An 18971-nucleotide genomic window follows, 5' to 3' on the forward strand; every position below is an offset into this window, starting at 1 on the left:
CGCGGATAGACCTTCCCGGATTGCGCTACGCTCCATCCCGGCTACGGATCACGCCGCCTTCTTTGGCGCCTTGCGCTGCCGCAAGAACCGCCCGAGCAGCCGGCGCCGGCCCTTGCGCGGAATCAGGTCGATATCGCTGACGAGCTTGGCGCCGCCCTTGCGCCGCTCCAGCACGATCTTGCGGCTGTGGAAAGCCTCCAGCTCGGCGCGATGCGCGACGCTGACGATGGTCGCCTTCGGCAGCGCCTCGGTGATCATCTGCATCATCTTGTCCTGGCTCTTCTCGTCGAGAGCCGAGGTCGCCTCATCGAGCACGACGATGTCGGGGTTGTGCAGGAGCAGCCGCGCAAAGGCGAGGCGCTGCTTCTCGCCGCCCGACAAGGTCTGGTCCCACGGTGCCTCCTCCTCGATCTTCTCCTTGAGATGATCGAGGCCGACCTTGTGCAGGGCTGCGCTGATCTCGTCCAAAGTCCAGTGGTCGGCCGCGCCGGGATAGGCGACCGCTCGCCGCAAGGAGCCGGAGGGCACATAGGGCCGCTGCGGCAGCATGAACAGCCGGCGATCGGCATGGAAATTCACGCTGCCGCCGCCCCACGGCCACAGCCCGGCGATGGCGCGCACCAGCGTGCTCTTGCCGGTGCCGGATTCGCCGGCGACCAGCAGCCGTTCGCCAGGCTCGATCACCACCTCGGTCTCGCCGACCACGGCGGTGCCGTCGTCGAGCGTGACCGAGAGATCCTTCAGCTCCAGCATGGCCTCGTTGCTGGTCTCGCCGCGCTTGATGCGGCCGAGGCCGTCGCCCTGCTCGGCGCGCTCGAGGCCGTCGAGCGACATCATCAGCGAGGCGATGCGCCGCGCACAGGCGTTCCAGTCGGCGAGCCGCGGATAATTGTCGACCAGCCAGCCGAACGCGCTCTGCACGATGGTGAAGGCGGACGCGGCCTGCATCACCTGGCCCAGCGTCATGCTGCCGTCGAGGAATTTTGGCGCGCAGAGCAGAAGCGGCACGACCGGCGCAACGAGGCTCGATCCTTGCGACACCAGCGTGGTGCGCATGTGCTGGCCGGCAAGGCGCGCCCATTGCCGCAGCACGCTCGTGAAGTTGCGATCGATGCCGTCGCGCTCCTCCTCCTCGCCGCCGAGCAGGGCGATGCTCTCGCCGTTCTCGCGCACGCGCGTCAGGGTGTAGCGGAACTCGGCTTCGGCCTGGTTCTTGCCCTCGGAGACCTGCACGAAGCGCCGGCCGATCACCACGATCGATCCGGATGCGATCGCGGCGTACAGCATCGCGGCGATCACCAGGAAGCCCGGAATGGTCACGGACGAACCGCCGATCGTGACTGTAAGTGCCCCGCCGATGGTCCAGAGCACGACGATGAAGGTCGCGGCCGACAGCAGCGCCGACGTCACGCCGGCAAGAAAGTCGACGGGGGAATCGGTCGCAATCCGCAGATCCTCCGCGATCCGATATTCGGGATTCTTGTGATCGCCGCCGACGAGGTTGAGCTGGTAATAGCGCCCGTTCTTGAGCCACCGTGTCAGCACGCTCGCCGTCAGCCAGGCGCGCCAGCGTCGCTGGATGCCCATGCGCGCGAACACCTGCACGACTGCGAGCACGATGCTGCCGATCGCGAGCGGGAAGAACATTGCGGTGAGATGGAAGACGCTCGCTGCATCGCGCTTCTCGATGGCATCGAAGATCGCGCGATTCCAGACGTTGATGCCGTATTGGAAGCCGACGGTCAGCACGATCAGCAGGCCGAGACCAACCGAGAACGGCCAGGCGAGGCGGTCGCCGTTGCGGCCCCAGAAGCCGCGGGCGCTGATCCAGAACCGCGTCAGCAGATAATCCTTGCGGACCTGCTCGGCTTCCTCGGGTGACAATTCGGGGTCGGGTTCGACCAGCTCGGGCGGCGGCGGTGTCACCTCGTCGCCGTTCTCGCCCTGGATATCGATGATGGGCGGCTTCTTGCCCTTTTCACGCGTCGCGGCCGGCTTGTACATGAACGGACAACGCCAAGGGAACTCGGCCGGTTCCCGCGAGGTTCCGGAGCCCCTATTCGGCGGCGCCGTCCCTGACGTGCCGGATCCGCGCCGCCCGATGCAGAACGCGCGACAATTCCTCGATCGAATAAGGCTTTTGCACGAGGTCGCAGCCGCCGGTACCCTCCTGCGACAGGGCCTGGCTGTAGCCGGTGGTCAGCACGACCGGAACGCTGAGGCCGCGCTCGCGGATCGCCTGCGCCAGATCGAGCCCGGTCATCCCGGGCATCACCACGTCCGAGAACACGACATCGAAGCGGTCGGCGTCCACGACGAGCTCGGCGAGCGCGTCGGCCGCGTTGTCGACCAGCGTGATGCTGTAGCCGAGCTCGGTGAGGCCATCGGCGGCGAAATTGGCCAGTTCGATATTGTCCTCGACCACCAGCACCGACATGCCGCTGCCGGCCACCGCCGGCGCCGTGTTGGGGGCCTGGCGCTGCGGCAGCAGGCCCGGTGGCACGCGCGGCAGATAGAGCGAGAAGGTGCTGCCGTGCCCCACCTCGCTCGTCACGGTCACCTCGCCGCCGGACTGCCGGGCGAAGCCGAACACCTGGGACAGGCCGAGACCGGTGCCGCGGCCGACCTGCTTGGTGGTGAAGAACGGCTCGAAGATGCGCCCGAGCCGCGCGGCGGGAATGCCGACGCCGGTATCGCTGACGGTGACGCGGACGAAGCCGTGGTCCGGGCTGGCCGAAAGCTGCACCAGCGCGTCCGGAACGGTCGTCGTGGCCTCGACCTTGAAAACGATTCGTCCTTGGCCCTGCATGGCATCGCGCGCATTGGTCGCCATGTTGATCAGCGCCGTCTCGAACTGGCTGGCATCGGCATTGACGAGGCACGGCTCCGCCGGCAGCTGCATGACGATCTCGATCGCGGGGCCCAGCAGCGTGGCGAGCATGTCGTGCAGCGACTGCACCCGTGTGCCGACGTCGAACACCTCCGGCTTGAGGGTCTGGCGCCGCGCAAAGGCGAGCAGTTGCGAAGTCAGCTTGGCCGCACGCGCCACCGAATCGGCAATGGCCGTGATGTAGCGTTGTCGCCGCTCCTCCGTCAGCTGCTGACGGTTCAAGAGATCGACCGAAGCGCGGATCACCGTCAGGAGGTTGTTGAAGTCGTGCGCGACGCCGCCGGTGAGCTGGCCGAGCGCTTCCAAGCGCTGGCTGTGCTTGAGCGCCTCCTCGGCCTCGCGCCGCTTTGCAGCTTCGGTCTGAAGGTGCTGGGTGCGCCGCAGAGCGAGCGCCAGCAGCAGAAACAGCAGCGCGGTGGCGGGAATGCCGAACACCAGATGCTGGCCGATGGTGGCGAGCCAGCGTGCGCGGATCGCAGAGGTCTCCAACCCGGCGCTGACATAGATCGGATATTCGGCGACGCGCCGATAGGCGATGCGCCGCTCGATACCGTCCGAGGGCCAGGCGACCGTGATGAGGCCGTGCACGGGCTGGGTCGCGATCTTCTGGCCCACCGGTCCGGTCGGATCGAGCCGAAGCTCGTGGTCGAGCCGGGGAAAATGCGCGAGCATTGCGCCGTCGGTGCGCCCCATCGCGAAGAAGCTGCCGGGATCGGTGCCGATCCTGGCATAGAAGCTTTCGAAATATTCCGGCAGCACGGAGGCCTGGATCACGCCGATGAAGCGGCCGTCGTCGGAGTCGCGGCGGCGGCTGACTCCGAAGAATCGGGCGCCCTGATAGGGCGGTCGTGGCGTCAGGGCCGTGCCGATGAACGTGCCGATGCTCTGGTCGACATGGGAATAGAAGTAATCGCGGTCGGCAAAACTCAGGTCCGGCGGCGGCGAGACGAGACTGTTGACCAGCGCCTTTCCGTTCGCGTCGAAGATCCAGGCCGATTTGAGCTGCGGCAGCGAATCGGTCAGCCGCTTCAGCCGGCGATGCAGCGTCGGCTCCCGGTCGCGGATGATGCCGTCGGGCAGGCCACGCACGACCTCGTTGAGCTCGGCGATGCTGCGGTCGATGGTCTCGAAGACCTTGAGCGCGTGCTCATGTGCGACATCGACCGTGCGCTCGATCTCGCGGTCGGCGGTATCCTTGGTCGATGTGTAGGAGATCGCGGCGGCGATTGCGAACAGCCCAATCGGCAGCGCCAGGGATGCCGCCATCATCCACTGTAACAGCCTCAGCGAGTTGCGTTGCGCCCTCTGCACAGTCGCTCCGTCCCTGACGGGAGCTTAACTGAATCCCGCGCAAGGAAGGAAGCAGCTTGTGCTGGAACCGTTGGTTGCGAGCCGGAAATTTGCGCGTCGAGCGGGTCAGAGAAAAATTCTGCTCGAATTGACGGCAAATGCAGAACACCCCGGCCGGTTTGGCCGGGGCGGAAGGGGGACTTCGCCTCAGATCTGGCGTTCGACCATCTTGAGCTTGAGCTCGGCGATGGCTTCGGCCGGGTTGAGGCCCTTCGGGCAGGCCTTGGCGCAGTTCATGATGGTGTGGCAGCGATAGAGCCGGAACGGGTCCTCGAGATTGTCGAGCCGCTCGCCGGTGGCCTCGTCGCGCGAATCCGAGACCCAGCGGTTAGCCTGGAGCAGCGCGGCGGGGCCGAGATAGCGCTCGCTGTTCCACCAATAGCTCGGGCAGGAGGTCGAGCAGCAGGCGCAGAGGATGCACTCGTAGAGGCCGTCGAGCTTCTCGCGGTCCTCATGGCTCTGGCGCCATTCCTTCTGCGGCGTCGGCGAGGTCGTCTTCAGCCAGGGCTCGACCGAGGCGTATTGCGCGTAGAAATTGGTGAGGTCGGGGACGAGGTCCTTGACCACCGGCTGGTGCGGCAGCGGGTTGATCTTCACCGCGCCGTCCTTCACGTCGTGCATCGACTTGGTGCAGGCCAGCGTGTTCTGGCCGTCGATGTTCATCGCGCAGGAGCCGCAGACGCCTTCACGGCAGGAGCGGCGGAAGGTCAGCGACGGGTCGATGTGGTTCTTGATCCAGATCAGGCCGTCCAGCACCATCGGGCCGCAATCATTGGTGTCGATGTAATAGGTATCGACGCTTGGATTCTTGCCGTCGTCCGGATTCCAGCGATAGACCTTGAACTCGCGGAGCTCGGTCGCGCCCGGGGGCTTCGGCCAGGTCTTGCCGCCAGTGATCTTGGAGTTCTTCGGAAGTGCGAATTCAACCATTCGATTAAGGCCTTCGCTGTTCGATCAATACACGCGCGACGCTTAGTAAACGCGAGCTTTGGGCGGGATGTACTGCACGTCGTTGGTCATGGTGTAGTTGTGAACCGGGCGATACTCGATCCTGACCTTGCCGGCATCGTCAAGCCAGGCCAGCGTGTGCTTCATCCAGTTCTTGTCGTCCCGCTCGGAGAAGTCCTCGCGGGCATGGGCGCCGCGGCTCTCGGTGCGGTTGGCGGCCGAGTTCATCGTCACCACCGCCTGCGAGATCAGATTGTCGAATTCCAGCGTCTCGACGAGGTCCGAATTCCACACCAGCGAGCGGTCGGAGACGGCGATGTCGGTGATGCCGCTGTGGACCTTCGCGATCAGGTTCTGGCCTTCGCTCAGCACTTCGCCGGTGCGGAACACCGCGCAATTGTTCTGCATCACGTGCTGCATGCCTTCGCGCAGCTTCGCGGTCGGCGTGCCGCCTGAGGCGTAGCGGTAATGGTCGAGGCGACCGAGCGCCATCTCGGCCGAGTTCGTCGGCAGCTCGGGCTGCTTGGCGTTGGGTGTGAGCTTTTCGGCCAGGCGCAACGCGGCGGCGCGGCCGAATACGACGAGGTCGATCAGCGAGTTGGAGCCGAGGCGGTTGGCACCGTGCACGGAGACGCAGGCCGCTTCGCCGATCGCCATCAGGCCGGGGATCACCGCGTTGTCGTCGCCGTCCTTCTTGGTCAGCACCTCGCCGTGATAGTTCGTGGGGATGCCGCCCATGTTGTAATGCACGGTCGGCACGATCGGGATCGGCTCGCGCGTCACGTCGACATTGGCGAAGATCTTGGCCGATTCCGAGATGCCCGGCAGACGCTCGGCGAGCACGGCGGGATCGAGATGGTCGAGATGCAGGAAGATGTGGTCCTTCTTCTTGCCGACGCCGCGTCCCTCGCGGATCTCGATGGTCATCGCGCGCGAGACCACGTCGCGCGAAGCGAGGTCCTTGGCCGACGGCGCATAGCGCTCCATGAAGCGCTCGCCTTCGGCGTTGACGAGATAGCCGCCTTCGCCGCGGGCGCCCTCGGTGACGAGGCAGCCCGAGCCGTAGATGCCGGTCGGGTGGAACTGCACGAACTCCATGTCCTGCATCGGCAGGCCGGCGCGCAGCACCATGCCGCCGCCATCGCCGGTGCAGGTGTGCGCCGAGGTGCAGGAGGCGTAGGCGCGGCCATAGCCGCCGGTCGCTAGGATCGTGGTCTGGGCGCGGAAGCGATGCAGCGTGCCGTCGTCGAGCTTGAGCGCGATGACGCCGCGGCAGGTGCCCTGGTCGTCCATGATCAGGTCGATGGCGAAGAACTCGATGAAGAACTCGGCCGCGTGGCGCAGCGACTGGCCGTACATCGTGTGCAGCATGGCGTGGCCGGTGCGGTCGGCCGCGGCGCAGGTGCGCTGCGCCTGGGCCTTGCCGAACTCGGTGGTCATGCCGCCGAACGGACGCTGGTAGATCTTTCCGTCCTCGGTGCGCGAGAACGGCACGCCCCAATGCTCGAGCTCGTAGACCGCGTCGGGCGCGTTGCGCACCATGTATTCGATCGCGTCCTGGTCCCCGAGCCAGTCCGACCCCTTCACGGTGTCGTACATGTGCCAGCGCCAGTCGTCCTTGTGCATGTTGCCGAGCGAAGCGGAGATGCCGCCCTGCGCCGCGACCGTGTGCGAACGGGTCGGAAACACCTTGGTGATGCAGGCCGTGCGGAGGCCCGCTTCGCTGCAGCCGACGACAGCGCGCAGGCCGGCGCCGCCGGCGCCGACCACGACGACGTCATAGGTGTGGTCTTCGATCGGATAGGCTTTTCCGTTGGTGGCGGGAGCGCCGTTGCCCTTGCCATTGGTCTCAGCGGCCATGGGTTACACTCCGGAAGAGAGCTTCAGGATCGCGTAGGTCGAGGCGAGCGCCACGGCGACCGAGAAGAAATTGTTGAGCATGATCGCGGTGAGCTTGAGCTTCTCGTTATGGACGTAGTCCTCGATCACCACCTGCATGCCGATCTTCATGTGCCAGGCGCTGGCGAAGATGAAGAGGAGCAGGATCACCGCAACGGGAATGGAGCTCAGGGTCTGCGCCGCATAGACCTGGTTGCGGCCGAGCAGCATCATGATGATGACCAGCGCCGGGATCATCAGCAGCGTCATGGCGACGCCGGTGATGCGCTGGCGCCAGAAATCGGACGTGCCGGAATGCGCGGCGCCGAGATTGCGGACGCGCCCGAGCGGGGTGCGCATCGAGGGACGCTTCGGAGAACCGTGGGATTCGTCGAAGCTCATCGGCCGCCTCCGTTCGCATAGGCGATAATCCAGATCAGCACCGTCAGCGCGATGCCGCCGATCAGGGCGCCCCAGGTCAGCGCTTCGCGCTCATTGGCCTTGAAGCCGTAGCCGAGATCCCAGACGAAATGCCGGATGCCGCTGAGCATGTGGTGCATCAGGGCCCAGGTGTAGCCGAACACAATCAGCCGGCCGATGATGCTGCTGGAGAAAGCCTGGACATGGGCATAGGCGGCCGGGCCGGAAGCCGCGGCAACCAACCACCAGACCAGCAGCAGGGTTCCGACGTAAAGGGCGATACCGGTGGCGCGGTGCACGATGGATAGAGCCATCGTCAGCGTCCAGCGATAGGTTTGGATGTGCGGCGAAAGCGGTCGTTCGATCCGTGCGGTCATGGGCGGCTTTTGATGTTTGTTGCGGCCCAGCATGGGGCGCGCGGGGATCGCGAAAGGTGGGCTCTATTTACGGAGTCGATCTGGCCTGCGCAATCACCAAATCGCCATAAACCGAACTGTGGTTCAGCTCTATGGCCTTGATGAACCAAGGCCAATCAGGGCCTTGGTATACCAGCCTATCGGTCCGCAAACGAACATAGGAATCTAAATTCATCACTTCGAGGCCGGCGTTTGGCGCATTGAAATCACTATTGGAACGCCTCTAAGCCGTTGCGAGCCGGGGCGTGGCAATGCGCCCGCGAAGGATGCCGGGCGCGAATCTGCCCGGCCGTTGCCCGATTGGGTTTCTGGCACTCTCACCGGTTCACGCGCTGCGGGCCGATATGCGCAACCTGCATTCCACCCCAGCCGGGCCGCGCGACGTTCGACCGCCCAAATCGGATCGCCTACTGCTGCCGATGCGCTCGGCTACATCTATGCCGGATGGCCCGCCGCGGCGAGCTATCCGGCTTGTCGCAGCCCTGCAAGTGCCCTTCGGGCTCAGCTCGTCTCGCTGCTCCGCGCCGCGCTGATGATGCCGATGAGCCTCGTCACCCTGCCGCTCGGCGTGAAGGCCGCGGATGCAATGTCGAAGCGCACGCTGGAGATGGCGTTCGGGTGTTATCTGTTGATCGTAGGCAGCTGTAGCCGCCACATCCACCGTCATTGCGAGCGAAGCGAAGCAATCCAGGCTGTCTCTGCGGAACGATTCCGGATTGCTTCGTCGCAAGTGCTCCTCGCAATGACGGGGAGAGCAGAGCTCAGAAATCGCAAGGCGGACTAATCCTTCAGTCGCACTTCGCTGTGGAACCATGATCGGAGATCGCCGATGCCTTCGATGCGATCGGAGTCGGAAAGCACCTTCAATCGCGCAGCAATCACTTCGCCTTCGATCTGCAATCCAAGCTCTTTGCAGCGATCCAACACATAGGTGACCATCATCGCGGTTTTTCGCCAGGTCGGCTTCATGACCGAAAAAATAATCTCGTCGAGTTGCTTTTCGGTCGTCGACGCCGGGAGCTGCACCTCATCCCACGTGAGTTCGCAAATATACCTCAGCGGTTCTCGATCGGATTTTGGCGGCTCCAGATCCGGGTACTGATCGTAGATCGGCTGGAGCAGTTCGTCCTCTAAGGCGGCAACGACTTCCTCAAGCCAATCTCCGAACCCGATCCGCTCAGCCTTGCCAAGTGCCGCGATGCCCATTCGGGCCTGGTCGAGGGCCCTATAAGCATCGAGGAGATGATCGTTGATCCGGACAGCCTGCTCGCGCTTCATGCATCTCTCCAGCCCCGGAGCATTCGCTCCTACTTCTTCGCGTAAATGTCCTTGTACGTCTCGCGCAGCACGTTCTTCTGCACCTTGCCCATCGTGTTGCGCGGCAGCTCGTCGACCACGAAGACTCGCTTCGGCATCTTGAATTTCGCGAGGCGCCCGTCGAGGCCCTTCAGCACGGCCGCTTCATCGATGCTCGCGCCGGGCTGGCGCACCAGCACGGCCGTGACACCCTCGCCGAAATCGGCATGCGGCACGCCGATCACGGCCGACTCCACCACGCCAGGCATGGCGTCGATCTCGCTCTCGATCTCCTTCGGGTAGACGTTGAAGCCGCCGGAGATCACGAGATCCTTGCCGCGTCCGAGAATGTGCACGTAACCCTTGTCGTCGATCTTGCCGAGGTCGCCGGTGATGAAGAAGCCGTCGGGCCGGAATTCGGCCTTGGTCTTCTCCGGCATGCGCCAATAGCCCTTGAAGACGTTCGGCCCCTTCACCTCGATCATGCCGATCTCGTCGCGCGGCAGCTCTTTTCCTGTCTCGGGATCGGTCACGCGCACGGAGACGCCCGGCAGCGGGAAGCCGACCGCGCCGGGCACGCGTTCGCCGTCATACGGGTTCGACGTGTTCATGTTGGTCTCGGTCATGCCGTAGCGCTCGAGCACGGCATGGCCCGTGCGCGCCGACCATTCGCGATGGGTGTCGGCGAGCAACGGCGCCGAGCCCGAGATGAACAGCCGCATGTGCTTCGTCGTCTCATGCGACAGCGCGGGGTTCTGCAGCAGGCGGGTGTAGAAGGTCGGCACGCCCATCAGCACCGTCGCGCGCGCCATCAGCTTGATGATCAGGTCCGGATCGAGCTTCGGCAGGAAGATCATCGAGGCGCGGGCGAACAGCGTCACGTTGGTCGCCACGAACAGGCCGTGGGTGTGGTAGATCGGCAGCGCGTGGATCAGGACGTCCTTGTCGGTGAAGCGCCAATAGTCGACGAGCGAGAGCGAGTTGGACGCGAGATTGTCATGCGTCAGCATCGCGCCCTTGGAGCGGCCGGTGGTGCCCGAGGTGTAGAGGATCGCGGCGAGATCGTCGTTTTCGCGCGGCACCGTCGTGAATTCGCTCCTCGCCTTGTCTGCGGCCTCCGTCAGCGAGCCCTTGCCGTCAGCCCCGAGCGTCTCGACCTTCGCCCTCACCTTGCCTGCGATCGGCGCGAGGCCTTCTGCCTTGGCGGGATCGCAGACCACCAGCGACGGCTCGGCATCGCCGATGAAGTAGTCGAGCTCGTTCAGCGTATAGGCCGTGTTCAGCGGCAGAAAGACCGCGCCGGCGCGCACCGTGCCGAGATACAGCACGATGTTGGCGACCGACTTCTCCACCTGTACCGCGACGCGGTCGCCCGGCTTCACGCCGCGCGCGACCAGCACGTTCGCCATCTGGCCCGCGCGCGCGATCAGGTCGCCATAGCTGATATGGGCGCCGTCATGCGTCTCGATCGCGAGCCGCTTCGGATCGGCGAGGCCCTCGAACAGGCGGGAAAACAAATTGGCGTTGGCAGCTTGGTTCATGCAACATTCCTCGCCGGCATAGGCCGGTCAAAACCGAGGGCTGGATTAGCAAAAACCGCCCCGATGAAGCAACGGAGACAGTTTGCATGTCAAAAAGCGGGAAACGCGTGGCCTGGGTCACGGGTGGTGGCAGCGGGATCGGGGAGGCCGGCGCCGAGGCGTTAGCTGCCGACGGCTGGACGGTGGTGGTCTCGGGCCGGCGGCAGTCAGCCCTCGATGCCGTGGTGGCGAAGATCACGGGGGACGGTGGGGCGGCCGAGGCCATTGCGCTCGACGTCGCCAACGCGGCCGCAGCCCAGAAGGCGGCCGATCAGATCGTCGCGAAGCACGGGCGCATCGACCTGCTCGTCAACAATGCCGGCATCAATGTCCCCAAACGCAGCTGGAAGGACATGGAGCTGGAGGGCTGGGACAGACTGGTCCAGGTCAATCTCAACGGCGTGCTTTATTGCATGCGCGCCGTGCTGCCGACGATGCGCCAGCAGCAGGACGGTTCCATCATCAACGTCTCGTCCTGGGCCGGCCGTCACGTCTCGAAGATGCCGGGCCCGGCCTACACCACCACCAAGCACGCGGTGCTGGCACTGACCCATTCCTTCAACATGGACGAATGCGTCAACGGCCTGCGCGCCTGCTGCCTGATGCCGGGCGAGGTGGCGACGCCGATCCTGAAGCTGCGCCCGGTGGTGCCGAGCGAAGCCGAGCAGGCGAAGATGCTGCAGCCCGAAGACCTCGGTCGTACCATCGCCTTCATCGCGAGCATGCCGGCGAGAGTCTGCATCAACGAAGTGCTGATCAGCCCGACGCATAATCGCGGCTTCATTCAGACCCCGAACAACAGGGATTGACGGCCCATAGCAGTAGGCTCGTCATTGCGAGCGAAGCGAAGCAATCCAGGAATGCATCCGCGGAGACAGTCTGGATTGCTTCGTCGCAAGGGCTCCTCGCAATGACAGCGGATGGACCCACACGAACATCCCCGCCGATAGTTTCACCCATCACAAAGAATTTTTCCCCGAAACCGCACCTGAAACCCTCCCGTAGTTCGGTCCAACGACGGAACTGCTGCATCACCCTCAACTGTCGCAGGCGCCGTTGTTGCTCAGCTCAACGCCGGCCATCGCCGGTCTCAATTCAATCGGGAGACTCTCTCATGTCGAAGCGCATTACCTATCTCGCTGCCGCCGCCTTCAGCGCCCTGGCCCTCACCGCGACCGTCGTCGCGCCCGCCAGTGCCGAGGAAAAGACCGTGATGGTCGGCGGCGCCGCGATGTACCCGTCCAAGAACATCGTCCAGAACGCGGTCAACTCCAAGGATCACACCACGCTGGTGGCGGCGGTGAAGGCGGCCGGCCTGGTGCCGACGCTCGAAGGCAAGGGCCCGTTCACGGTGTTCGCGCCGACCAACGCCGCCTTCGGCAAGCTGCCGGCCGGCACCGTCGACAACCTGGTCAAGCCCGAGAACAAGGCGACGCTGACCAAGATCCTCACCTACCATGTCGTGCCCGGCAAGCTCGCGGCTTCCGACCTCACCGACGGCAAGAAGCTGAAGACCGCCGAAGGCGAGGAGCTGACGGTGAAGAAAATGGACGGCAAGGTCTGGATCGTCGACGCCAAGGGCGGCACCTCGATGGTGACGATCACCAACGTCAACCAGTCGAACGGCGTGATCCATGTGGTCGATACCGTGCTGATGCCGGCGACGTAACACCGCGCGATCCTGTTTCATCCCCGAACAGGACGTCCTCAGACCGCGAGCCGGGGATACCCGGCTCGCTCTTTTGTGACCACAATAGCCTCACGACATCGATTCGATGGCGAACGGGATGTAACGAAAGCCGAAACACCGGCGTATAATCGCTGTCACACGCCCTCAGGATGGAACCCGCCATGGCGAGCCTCACAGTCACCGACGAGCAGGTCACGGCCACCAAGTCCAAAGTGATCCAGCCGGCCTGGGTGCGGGTCATGCATTGGATCAACGCGCTCGCCATGATCCTGATGATCCTGTCGGGCTGGCAGATCTACAACGCCTCGCCGCTGTTCGACTTCCGCTTTCCGCGCGAGTACACGCTGGGCGGCTGGCTCGGCGGCGGCCTGCTCTGGCATTTTGCGGCGATGTGGCTGCTGATGATCAACGGCCTCGCCTATCTCGTCACCGGCATCGCCACCGGCCGCTTCCGCAAGAAGCTGCTGCCGATCACGGCATCGGGCGTGCTCCACGACGTCAGGGCGGCGCTGACCTTCAAGCTCGGCCATGACGATCTCACCGTCTACAATTACGTGCAGCGGCTGCTCTATGCCGGCATCATCGTGGTCGGCGTGCTGATCGTGCTGTCGGGCCTTGCGATTTGGAAGCCCGTGCAGCTCTATTATCTCGTGATGCTGTTCGGCGATTATCCGGCCGCGCGCTATGTCCACTTCTTCTGCATGGCCGCGATCTGCGCGTTTCTGGTCGTTCACGTCTTGCTTGCGCTGCTCGTGCCGAAGAGTCTGCGCGCGATGATCATCGGTCGCTGAGGAGGAGAATCGTCATGGCGAAGCGTCCGTTCCTCATTCCCGGCGTCGACAAGCGGCTGCTGATCAAGGATTCCATCAAGACGATGCCTGACGTCACGCGCCGCCGCTTCATTGCGGGCGGCGCCAGCCTGGGAGCGCTGACGCTGCTCACGGGTTGCGACGTCATCGACTCGTCCTCGGCCGAGACCATGCTGGCGAAGGTCTCGAAGTTCAACGATGCCGTGCAGGCCTGGATGTTCAATCCCGACGCGCTGGCTCCGACCTTCCCCGAAAGCGCGATCACCAAGCCCTTCCCGTTCAACGCCTATTACGATCTCGACGACGCGCCCGATATCTCGGCCGCCGATTGGAAGCTCGAGGTGCGCGGCCTCGTCGACAACAAGAAGTCCTGGACGCTGGATGAACTCCATCAATTGCCGCAGGTCACGCAGATCACGCGTCACATCTGCGTCGAGGGCTGGAGCGCGATCGGCAGCTGGACCGGCACGCCCTTGCGCGATTTCCTCAAGCTGATCGGCGCCGACACGCGCGCGAATTATGTCTGGTTCCAGTGCGCCGACAAGGACGGCTACAATTCACCGCTCGACATGCGCAGTGCGCTGCATCCGCAGACCCAGATGACGTTCAAATACGCAAACGAGATCCTGCCGCGCGCCTACGGCTTTCCGATGAAGATCCGCGTGCCCACCAAGCTGGGCTTCAAGAACCCGAAATACGTGGTCTCGATGGAAGTCACCAACGATTACAAGGGCGGCTATTGGGAAGACCAGGGATATAATTCGTTCAGCGGGAGCTGAGAGGGCGAATAGCGAATCGGGAGTGGCGAATAGGGAAGCAATGAAGCCAACCCGCTCTCAATTCGCCACTCGCTATTCGCTATTCGCCTTTCGGGCCCACTTTCCTCTGGCACAACGCCGCCACCGCGCCCAGCGCCAATAGCGCCGCCGACACATTCAGCGCGTAACTCAGGCTCCCCAGCGCATCCGTAATCGCGCCGACCACGATCGGCCCGAGCGTCTGGCCGACGCCGAACGAGATCGTCATCGCCGCGATCGCGGTCGGCCACACCTCTGGCGGATAGTTGAAACGGACGAAGGCGGTGGTCGAGCCGACCACGGCGAAGAAGGCGACGCCGAACACGATCGCGGAGACCGCGAGCCAGGCCGGCGAATGCCCGATCATCGGCAGCGCTGCGCCAGCTGCGTTGGTGCCGAGGATGATGGCGGTGGCAAGTCCGCCGCGATCGAGCGCCAGCACGCCGCGCCAGGCCCAGGGCGTCACGAACGCGGATAGGCCGATCAGGCCCCAGAACGCCGCCTGCGCCGCGGCCCCGCCGCCGCCGTCGCGCACATAGGCGATCATGAAGGTCATGTAGGCGATATAGCCGGCGCCGAACAGGAAATAACCGGCCAGATAAATCAGCACCGGCAGGATCGCGAACGAGGCATGACCGCCTTCGGAGAAGCGCGCGCCGCTCTCGATGCGGATCAGGAACAGCGGGATCGTCATCGCGACCGACAGCAGCGTCAGCGCCCACCACACGATCCACCACGAGCCCGGCCCAAAATGTTGCAGCGTGAACGGGGCGATCAGCCCCGAGGACAGAATGCCGATGCCGGGTCCGGCATAGAACAGGCTGAGCAGGAAGTTGGCCCGTTCGGGCCGCGACTGGGCGATGGTGGCAGCGAGTGCGCCGCCGGCGACGAAGCCGGCCGCCGCGCCCAGGCCCAGCACCAGGCGCGCCAGGCTCAGCGCGACGAAATCCCCCGTCAGCGCGCAGGTGGCGAGCGCTGCGACGCAGGCAATTGTTCCGCCGCGGATCGCGGCGGCCCAGCCGACGCGCCGGATCAGGCGGGACGCCACCAGCGCGCCCACCAGATAGCCGACGGCGTTGATCGTGTTCATGAAACCGGCCGCCGAGTATGACCAGCCGAGGTCCTCCCGCATATCAGGCAACACCAGCGCATAGGCAAAGCGGCCGATGCCCAGTCCGACAGTGGCGGCCAGCGACAGCGTCAGGATCAGCCGCGCGGGATGCGCGTAGGGCAGGCGGTCAGGGGCGTGCAAGGGGTACTCCGGCCTGCCCAGTGTGGCAGGCCCCGCCCGCCTTGCACAGCCGCACCCCGGCAATGGTGTCTTGCCAAGCGCGCAACGCCGCTCTAGCACTCCGGCGCCGTCATTCCGGGGCGCGCGAAGCGCGAGCCCGGAATCCATAACCCCGGCTGGTGGCTATGGATTCCGGGCCCGCGCTAAGAGGCGCGTCCCGGAATGACGAGAGAGGATCGAAAAGGACACGACCATGGCGACCCACAAACTGCTGCTGCTTCCCGGCGACGGTATCGGCCCCGAGGTGATGGGCGAGGTGAAGCGGTTGATCGACTGGCTCAATTCGGCCGGGATCGCCAAGTTCGAGACCGACACCGGCCTCGTCGGCGGCTCCGCCTATGATGCGCACAAGGTGTCGATCTCCGAAGGCGACATGGCCAAGGCCAAGGACGCCGACGCCGTGATCTTCGGCGCGGTCGGCGGCCCGAAATGGGATGCCGTGCCTTACGAGGTGCGCCCGGAGGCCGGCCTCTTGCGCCTGCGCAAGGATCTCGCGCTGTTCGCCAACCTCCGTCCCGCCGTGTGCTATCCGGCGCTCGCGGATGCTTCCAGCCTGAAGCGCGAGGCGATCGAGGGCCTCGACATCGTCATCGTGCGTGAGCTCACCGGCGGCGTCTATTTCGGCGAGCCCAAGACCATCACCGATCTCGGCAACGGCCAGAAGCGCGCCATCGATACCCAGGTCTACGATACCTATGAGATCGAGCGCATCGGCCGCGTCGCCTTCGAGCTTGCCCGGAAGCGCAAGAACAAGGTGACGTCGATGGAGAAGCGCAACGTCATGAAGTCGGGCGTGCTCTGGAACGAGGTCATGACTCAGGTCCACAAGCGCGAATACCCCGATGTCACGCTCGAGCATCAGCTCGCCGATTCCGGCGGCATGATGCTGGTGAAATGGCCGAAGCAGTTCGACGTCATCGTGACGGACAATCTGTTCGGCGACATGCTCTCCGACATCGCGGCGATGCTCACGGGTTCGCTCGGCATGTTGCCCTCGGCCTCGCTCGGCGAGGTCGACGTCAAGACCAAGAAGCGCAAGGCGCTGTACGAGCCCGTGCACGGCTCGGCCCCCGATATTGCCGGCAAGGGCCTCGCCAATCCTATCGCGATGATCTCGTCCTTCGGCATGGCGTTGCGCTATTCCTTCGACATGGGCGATCTCGCCGACAAGGTCGACCAGGCAATCGCTGCCGTGCTGGCCAGCGGCCTGCGCACCGCCGACATCAAGTCGGAAGGCACCACGGCCGCTTCCACCACGCAGATGGGCGAAGCGATCCTGAAGGAATTGCAAAAGCTGCACGCGTAGCCACAAGCACCGCCATCGTAGGGTGGGCAAAGCGTAAGCGTGCCCACCGCTTCTATCGCGATTGCCGAGAGATGGTGGGCACGGCGCAAGCGCGCCTTTGCCCACCCTACGGCGTCTTCATCGGAGCCGCCTCATGGATACACCCCGCCCCAAGATCGCGGAAACCGTCATCCATGAGACGGTGCGCCTGCGCGAGGCGCAGATCGGGCGACGCTGCGAGGTGCTCGCGAACACGCGCATCGAATATGCTTCGCTCGGCGACTACTCCTATCTCGGCGAGAATTGCGACGTCGCCGACGCCGTGATCGGCAAGTTCACGGCGATCGCCAACTCGGTGCGGATCGGTGCGCCAAACCACCCGATGGGCCGTCCCTCGCAGCACCGCTTCACCTACGTCCCCGAATATTACGAGGCGGGCGCGACGCGCGACCGCGACTTCTTCGCAGGTAGGCGCGGCGACCGGGTGATCGTCGGCAACGACGTCTGGATCGGCCACGCCGCCATCCTGCTGCCGGGCGTGAGCGTCGGCGATGGCGCAGTGATCGCCGCAGGCGCCGTCGTCAGCCGCGATGTCGAGCCGTACACCATCGTCGGTGGCGTTCCCGCCCGTCCCATCCGCAAGCGCTTTGACGATACCGTTTCCGCAAGCCTGCGCCGCATCGCCTGGTGGGATTGGCCGGATGCGCTGATCTTCGAGCGCCTCAGTGATTTCCGCTCCGAGGCCATCGAAGAATTTTGCCGGCGCTACGATCCGGCAGCCAACGCGTGAGGCGCACGCATCTCGCGAAAAACAAAAATGGCCGGGCGTGAGCCCGGCCATTTTGCTTCGGATCGCTGTCCGCCTCAGTACAGCGGGAAGTTCTGCGGATAGCCGCCGACATCCTGCGGCGGGGAGAGCGGCTGGCGGTCGATCGGCCGGTTGAGGTTCTCGCGGGCGAAGGACGGATAGCCCACGGCCGGGGGGAAGGCATAGTCGGTGAACTTGCGGTCGCCCGGATTGACCTCTGTGCCGCCGTCCAGCCAGGAGCGCTTGCTCACATAGAGGCGCGTGCGGCCCTGCTGGTAGACCGTGTTGGGTCCACCAGGGCCGTAATAGGGCCGGCCGCGGTCGTCATAGCGCTGCTTGGTCCTGGTGTCGGCGGAAGTCGGGGTCGCGAACGCAACGGCAATTGCGGCGCCCGCCGCAAGCAATGTCGCCAGTTTGTTCGCGGCAGAAAATTTCAAGCTCATCACGTCCCCTTCAGGCGGCAGGCCGCCAGTCGATTTCACCCCATACTAGCCCGGCCGGGGCGGACGCAACTAGGTCAATTGGGTCACACCAGCTCGGAATAATCGTGCGCGCCGGCAAAAGTTGCATGCAAACCAGCCACTTGAGCTTGATGCAGAATCCTTGATGCAAGTCAAAGCGCTCCGCGCAATTGCGCGTTCGCTGCGCCCAGCAGCCAGTCCGGCGAGCCCTGGGGGTCACAGCCGCGGCGCCTGAGCTCGGCATGGGCGAACAATTCCGCCAGCCTCGGCTCGTTGCCCGAGGCCAGCAGCGTCAGCCGGTTCAGCGTGCAGGCGATCGCCGCGCGCCGGGCGGGCAAGCTGTCGCCCTGGCAAGAGAAGCCGGAGATTTGCAAGGCAGGCTCCTCGTAGCGCTTGAGATAGCCGAGGCAGGCCCGCGTCCCCTCTGTCGCGCCGACCGGCCGGAACAGGGCGACGGGGCCGAATTTGCTGTCGATCAGGCCAGCCTGCTCGAGCGGGGCATCTGCACTCAAACCCATCCGAGCGGCCAAGCCCGCGGCCGCCGGCCGTGTCACGTCGAATTCGGCGCCTTGGCGGTAGATTTCGAGCTCGGCCACCGGCTTGTCCGCCATATCGGTCCAGCGCAGCACGTCCCTGCGGCCGCCTTCGGGATGCCGAAAGATGATGTAAGACGCTGTTTTTTCTGATGAATCGATCCGGCTGACGGCGAAGGCCGGATGCGAGCGGTGGGCGATGCTCCAGTCCGGTCTGTCCCTCGGACCATCGCCACGCAGGTCGGGCAGCTGTCCCAGTCCTGCGAGGGCGAGGATGGCAAACAGGGCGAGCGCCCCTACATAGGCGACCAGATGCGCCAGCGTGCCGACGATCTCGTCGGCGACGGCCAAGAGCGTCAGCTGGATCTGGGTAGGGCTAACGGCCGTGCTGGCCTCAGGCGACTGCATCCACGTCCCTAAGGCATGGTCTTAACGTTGTCTTGAGGCCGGTTCTCGCATAGAAGCGCTGCTCTTCCTGTTTAAGCGTCAGCTTCGGGAACGTGCTTTTTCATCGGAGAG

17 protein-coding genes and 1 pseudogene are annotated in these 18971 nt (G+C 64.7%); 7 read left to right on the plus strand and 11 right to left on the minus strand.

Annotated elements, in window-relative coordinates; genetic code table 11:
• Positions 1–48: 48 nt before the first annotated feature.
• The 6 genes from ACVWYQ_RS23980 to sdhC all read right to left on the minus strand — a co-directional run bounded on the left by ACVWYQ_RS23980 (position 49) and on the right by sdhC (position 7863).
• On the minus strand, positions 49–2004 hold the full coding sequence (locus tag ACVWYQ_RS23980) for an ABC transporter ATP-binding protein/permease (RefSeq protein WP_157284936.1): 1956 nt from the start codon (positions 2002–2004) through the stop codon (positions 49–51).
• A gap of 52 nt (positions 2005–2056) precedes the next feature.
• Entirely contained in the window at positions 2057–4201 is a 2145-nt protein-coding gene (locus ACVWYQ_RS23985) for an ATP-binding protein (RefSeq protein ID WP_456726443.1), read from the minus strand.
• Positions 4202–4387: 186 nt separating this feature from the next.
• Positions 4388–5170: a succinate dehydrogenase iron-sulfur subunit gene (locus tag ACVWYQ_RS23990; protein WP_036002750.1), complete on the minus strand. Its 783-nt coding sequence runs from the start codon at positions 5168–5170 to the stop codon at positions 4388–4390.
• 42 nt (positions 5171–5212) lie between these two features.
• Positions 5213–7048, minus strand: coding sequence for a succinate dehydrogenase flavoprotein subunit (gene sdhA, locus ACVWYQ_RS23995; protein WP_036002747.1), 1836 nt, complete (start codon positions 7046–7048; stop codon positions 5213–5215).
• 3 nt (positions 7049–7051) lie between these two features.
• The gene (gene sdhD, locus ACVWYQ_RS24000; protein WP_036002745.1) at positions 7052–7468 is read right to left on the minus strand and encodes a succinate dehydrogenase, hydrophobic membrane anchor protein; all 417 of its coding nucleotides are present in this window, start codon (positions 7466–7468) and stop codon (positions 7052–7054) included.
• Positions 7465–7863, minus strand: a complete 399-nt coding sequence (sdhC, locus tag ACVWYQ_RS24005) for a succinate dehydrogenase, cytochrome b556 subunit (protein WP_025033170.1) — start codon at positions 7861–7863, stop codon at positions 7465–7467. Before sdhC ends, sdhD begins: the two co-directional genes overlap by 4 nt.
• Positions 7864–8323: 460 nt before the next feature.
• Here sdhC and ACVWYQ_RS24010 point away from each other — a divergent pair.
• Positions 8324–8545: pseudogene (locus ACVWYQ_RS24010) on the plus strand (sulfite exporter TauE/SafE family protein); the annotation flags it as partial.
• Between the two features lie 137 nt (positions 8546–8682).
• On the opposite strand, the gene ACVWYQ_RS24015 reads toward ACVWYQ_RS24010, so the two are convergent.
• Both ACVWYQ_RS24015 and ACVWYQ_RS24020 read right to left on the minus strand, forming a co-directional pair.
• Positions 8683–9180, minus strand: a complete 498-nt coding sequence (locus ACVWYQ_RS24015) for a hypothetical protein (protein WP_404545081.1) — start codon at positions 9178–9180, stop codon at positions 8683–8685.
• Between the two features lie 29 nt (positions 9181–9209).
• Entirely contained in the window at positions 9210–10739 is a 1530-nt protein-coding gene (locus ACVWYQ_RS24020) for a malonate--CoA ligase (protein WP_456726444.1), read from the minus strand.
• 86 nt (positions 10740–10825) lie between these two features.
• Between ACVWYQ_RS24020 and ACVWYQ_RS24025 the strand changes: the two genes are divergently transcribed.
• The 4 genes from ACVWYQ_RS24025 (at position 10826) to ACVWYQ_RS24040 (ending at position 14056) form a co-directional block, all read left to right on the plus strand.
• On the plus strand, positions 10826–11587 hold the full coding sequence (locus tag ACVWYQ_RS24025) for an SDR family oxidoreductase (RefSeq protein ID WP_157284932.1): 762 nt from the start codon (positions 10826–10828) through the stop codon (positions 11585–11587).
• A gap of 305 nt (positions 11588–11892) precedes the next feature.
• The gene (locus ACVWYQ_RS24030; RefSeq protein WP_275501691.1) at positions 11893–12447 is read left to right on the plus strand and encodes a fasciclin domain-containing protein; all 555 of its coding nucleotides are present in this window, start codon (positions 11893–11895) and stop codon (positions 12445–12447) included.
• A 182-nt stretch (positions 12448–12629) separates the two neighbouring features.
• Positions 12630–13259, plus strand: coding sequence for a cytochrome b/b6 domain-containing protein (locus ACVWYQ_RS24035; protein ID WP_036002769.1), 630 nt, complete (start codon positions 12630–12632; stop codon positions 13257–13259).
• A 14-nt stretch (positions 13260–13273) separates the two neighbouring features.
• On the plus strand, positions 13274–14056 hold the full coding sequence (locus ACVWYQ_RS24040) for a molybdopterin-binding protein (RefSeq protein WP_271541542.1): 783 nt from the start codon (positions 13274–13276) through the stop codon (positions 14054–14056).
• A 79-nt stretch (positions 14057–14135) separates the two neighbouring features.
• On the opposite strand, the gene ACVWYQ_RS24045 is transcribed toward ACVWYQ_RS24040, so the two are convergent.
• Positions 14136–15326 (minus strand): YbfB/YjiJ family MFS transporter, encoded by a 1191-nt coding sequence (locus ACVWYQ_RS24045; protein WP_404545092.1) that lies wholly within the window; start codon positions 15324–15326, stop codon positions 14136–14138.
• 232 nt (positions 15327–15558) lie between these two features.
• On the opposite strand from ACVWYQ_RS24045, the gene leuB reads away from it, so the two are divergent.
• Positions 15559–16671 carry a 3-isopropylmalate dehydrogenase gene (gene leuB / locus ACVWYQ_RS24050; protein WP_271541546.1) on the plus strand — a complete coding sequence of 371 codons (1113 nt, stop codon included), beginning with the start codon at positions 15559–15561 and terminating at the stop codon, positions 16669–16671.
• A gap of 133 nt (positions 16672–16804) precedes the next feature.
• The gene (locus tag ACVWYQ_RS24055) at positions 16805–17440 is read left to right on the plus strand and encodes a DapH/DapD/GlmU-related protein (protein WP_271541548.1); all 636 of its coding nucleotides are present in this window, start codon (positions 16805–16807) and stop codon (positions 17438–17440) included.
• Between the two features lie 74 nt (positions 17441–17514).
• Here the strand turns inward: ACVWYQ_RS24055 and ACVWYQ_RS24060 are convergent, their stop codons facing one another.
• Both ACVWYQ_RS24060 and ACVWYQ_RS24065 read right to left on the minus strand, forming a co-directional pair.
• Positions 17515–17901, minus strand: a complete 387-nt coding sequence (locus ACVWYQ_RS24060; protein ID WP_157284925.1) for a hypothetical protein — start codon at positions 17899–17901, stop codon at positions 17515–17517.
• A 170-nt stretch (positions 17902–18071) separates the two neighbouring features.
• Positions 18072–18860 (minus strand): hypothetical protein, encoded by a 789-nt coding sequence (locus ACVWYQ_RS24065; RefSeq protein ID WP_271541552.1) that lies wholly within the window; start codon positions 18858–18860, stop codon positions 18072–18074.
• Positions 18861–18971 lie beyond the last annotated feature (111 nt).

Source organism: Bradyrhizobium sp. USDA 3397 (genome assembly GCF_054060965.1).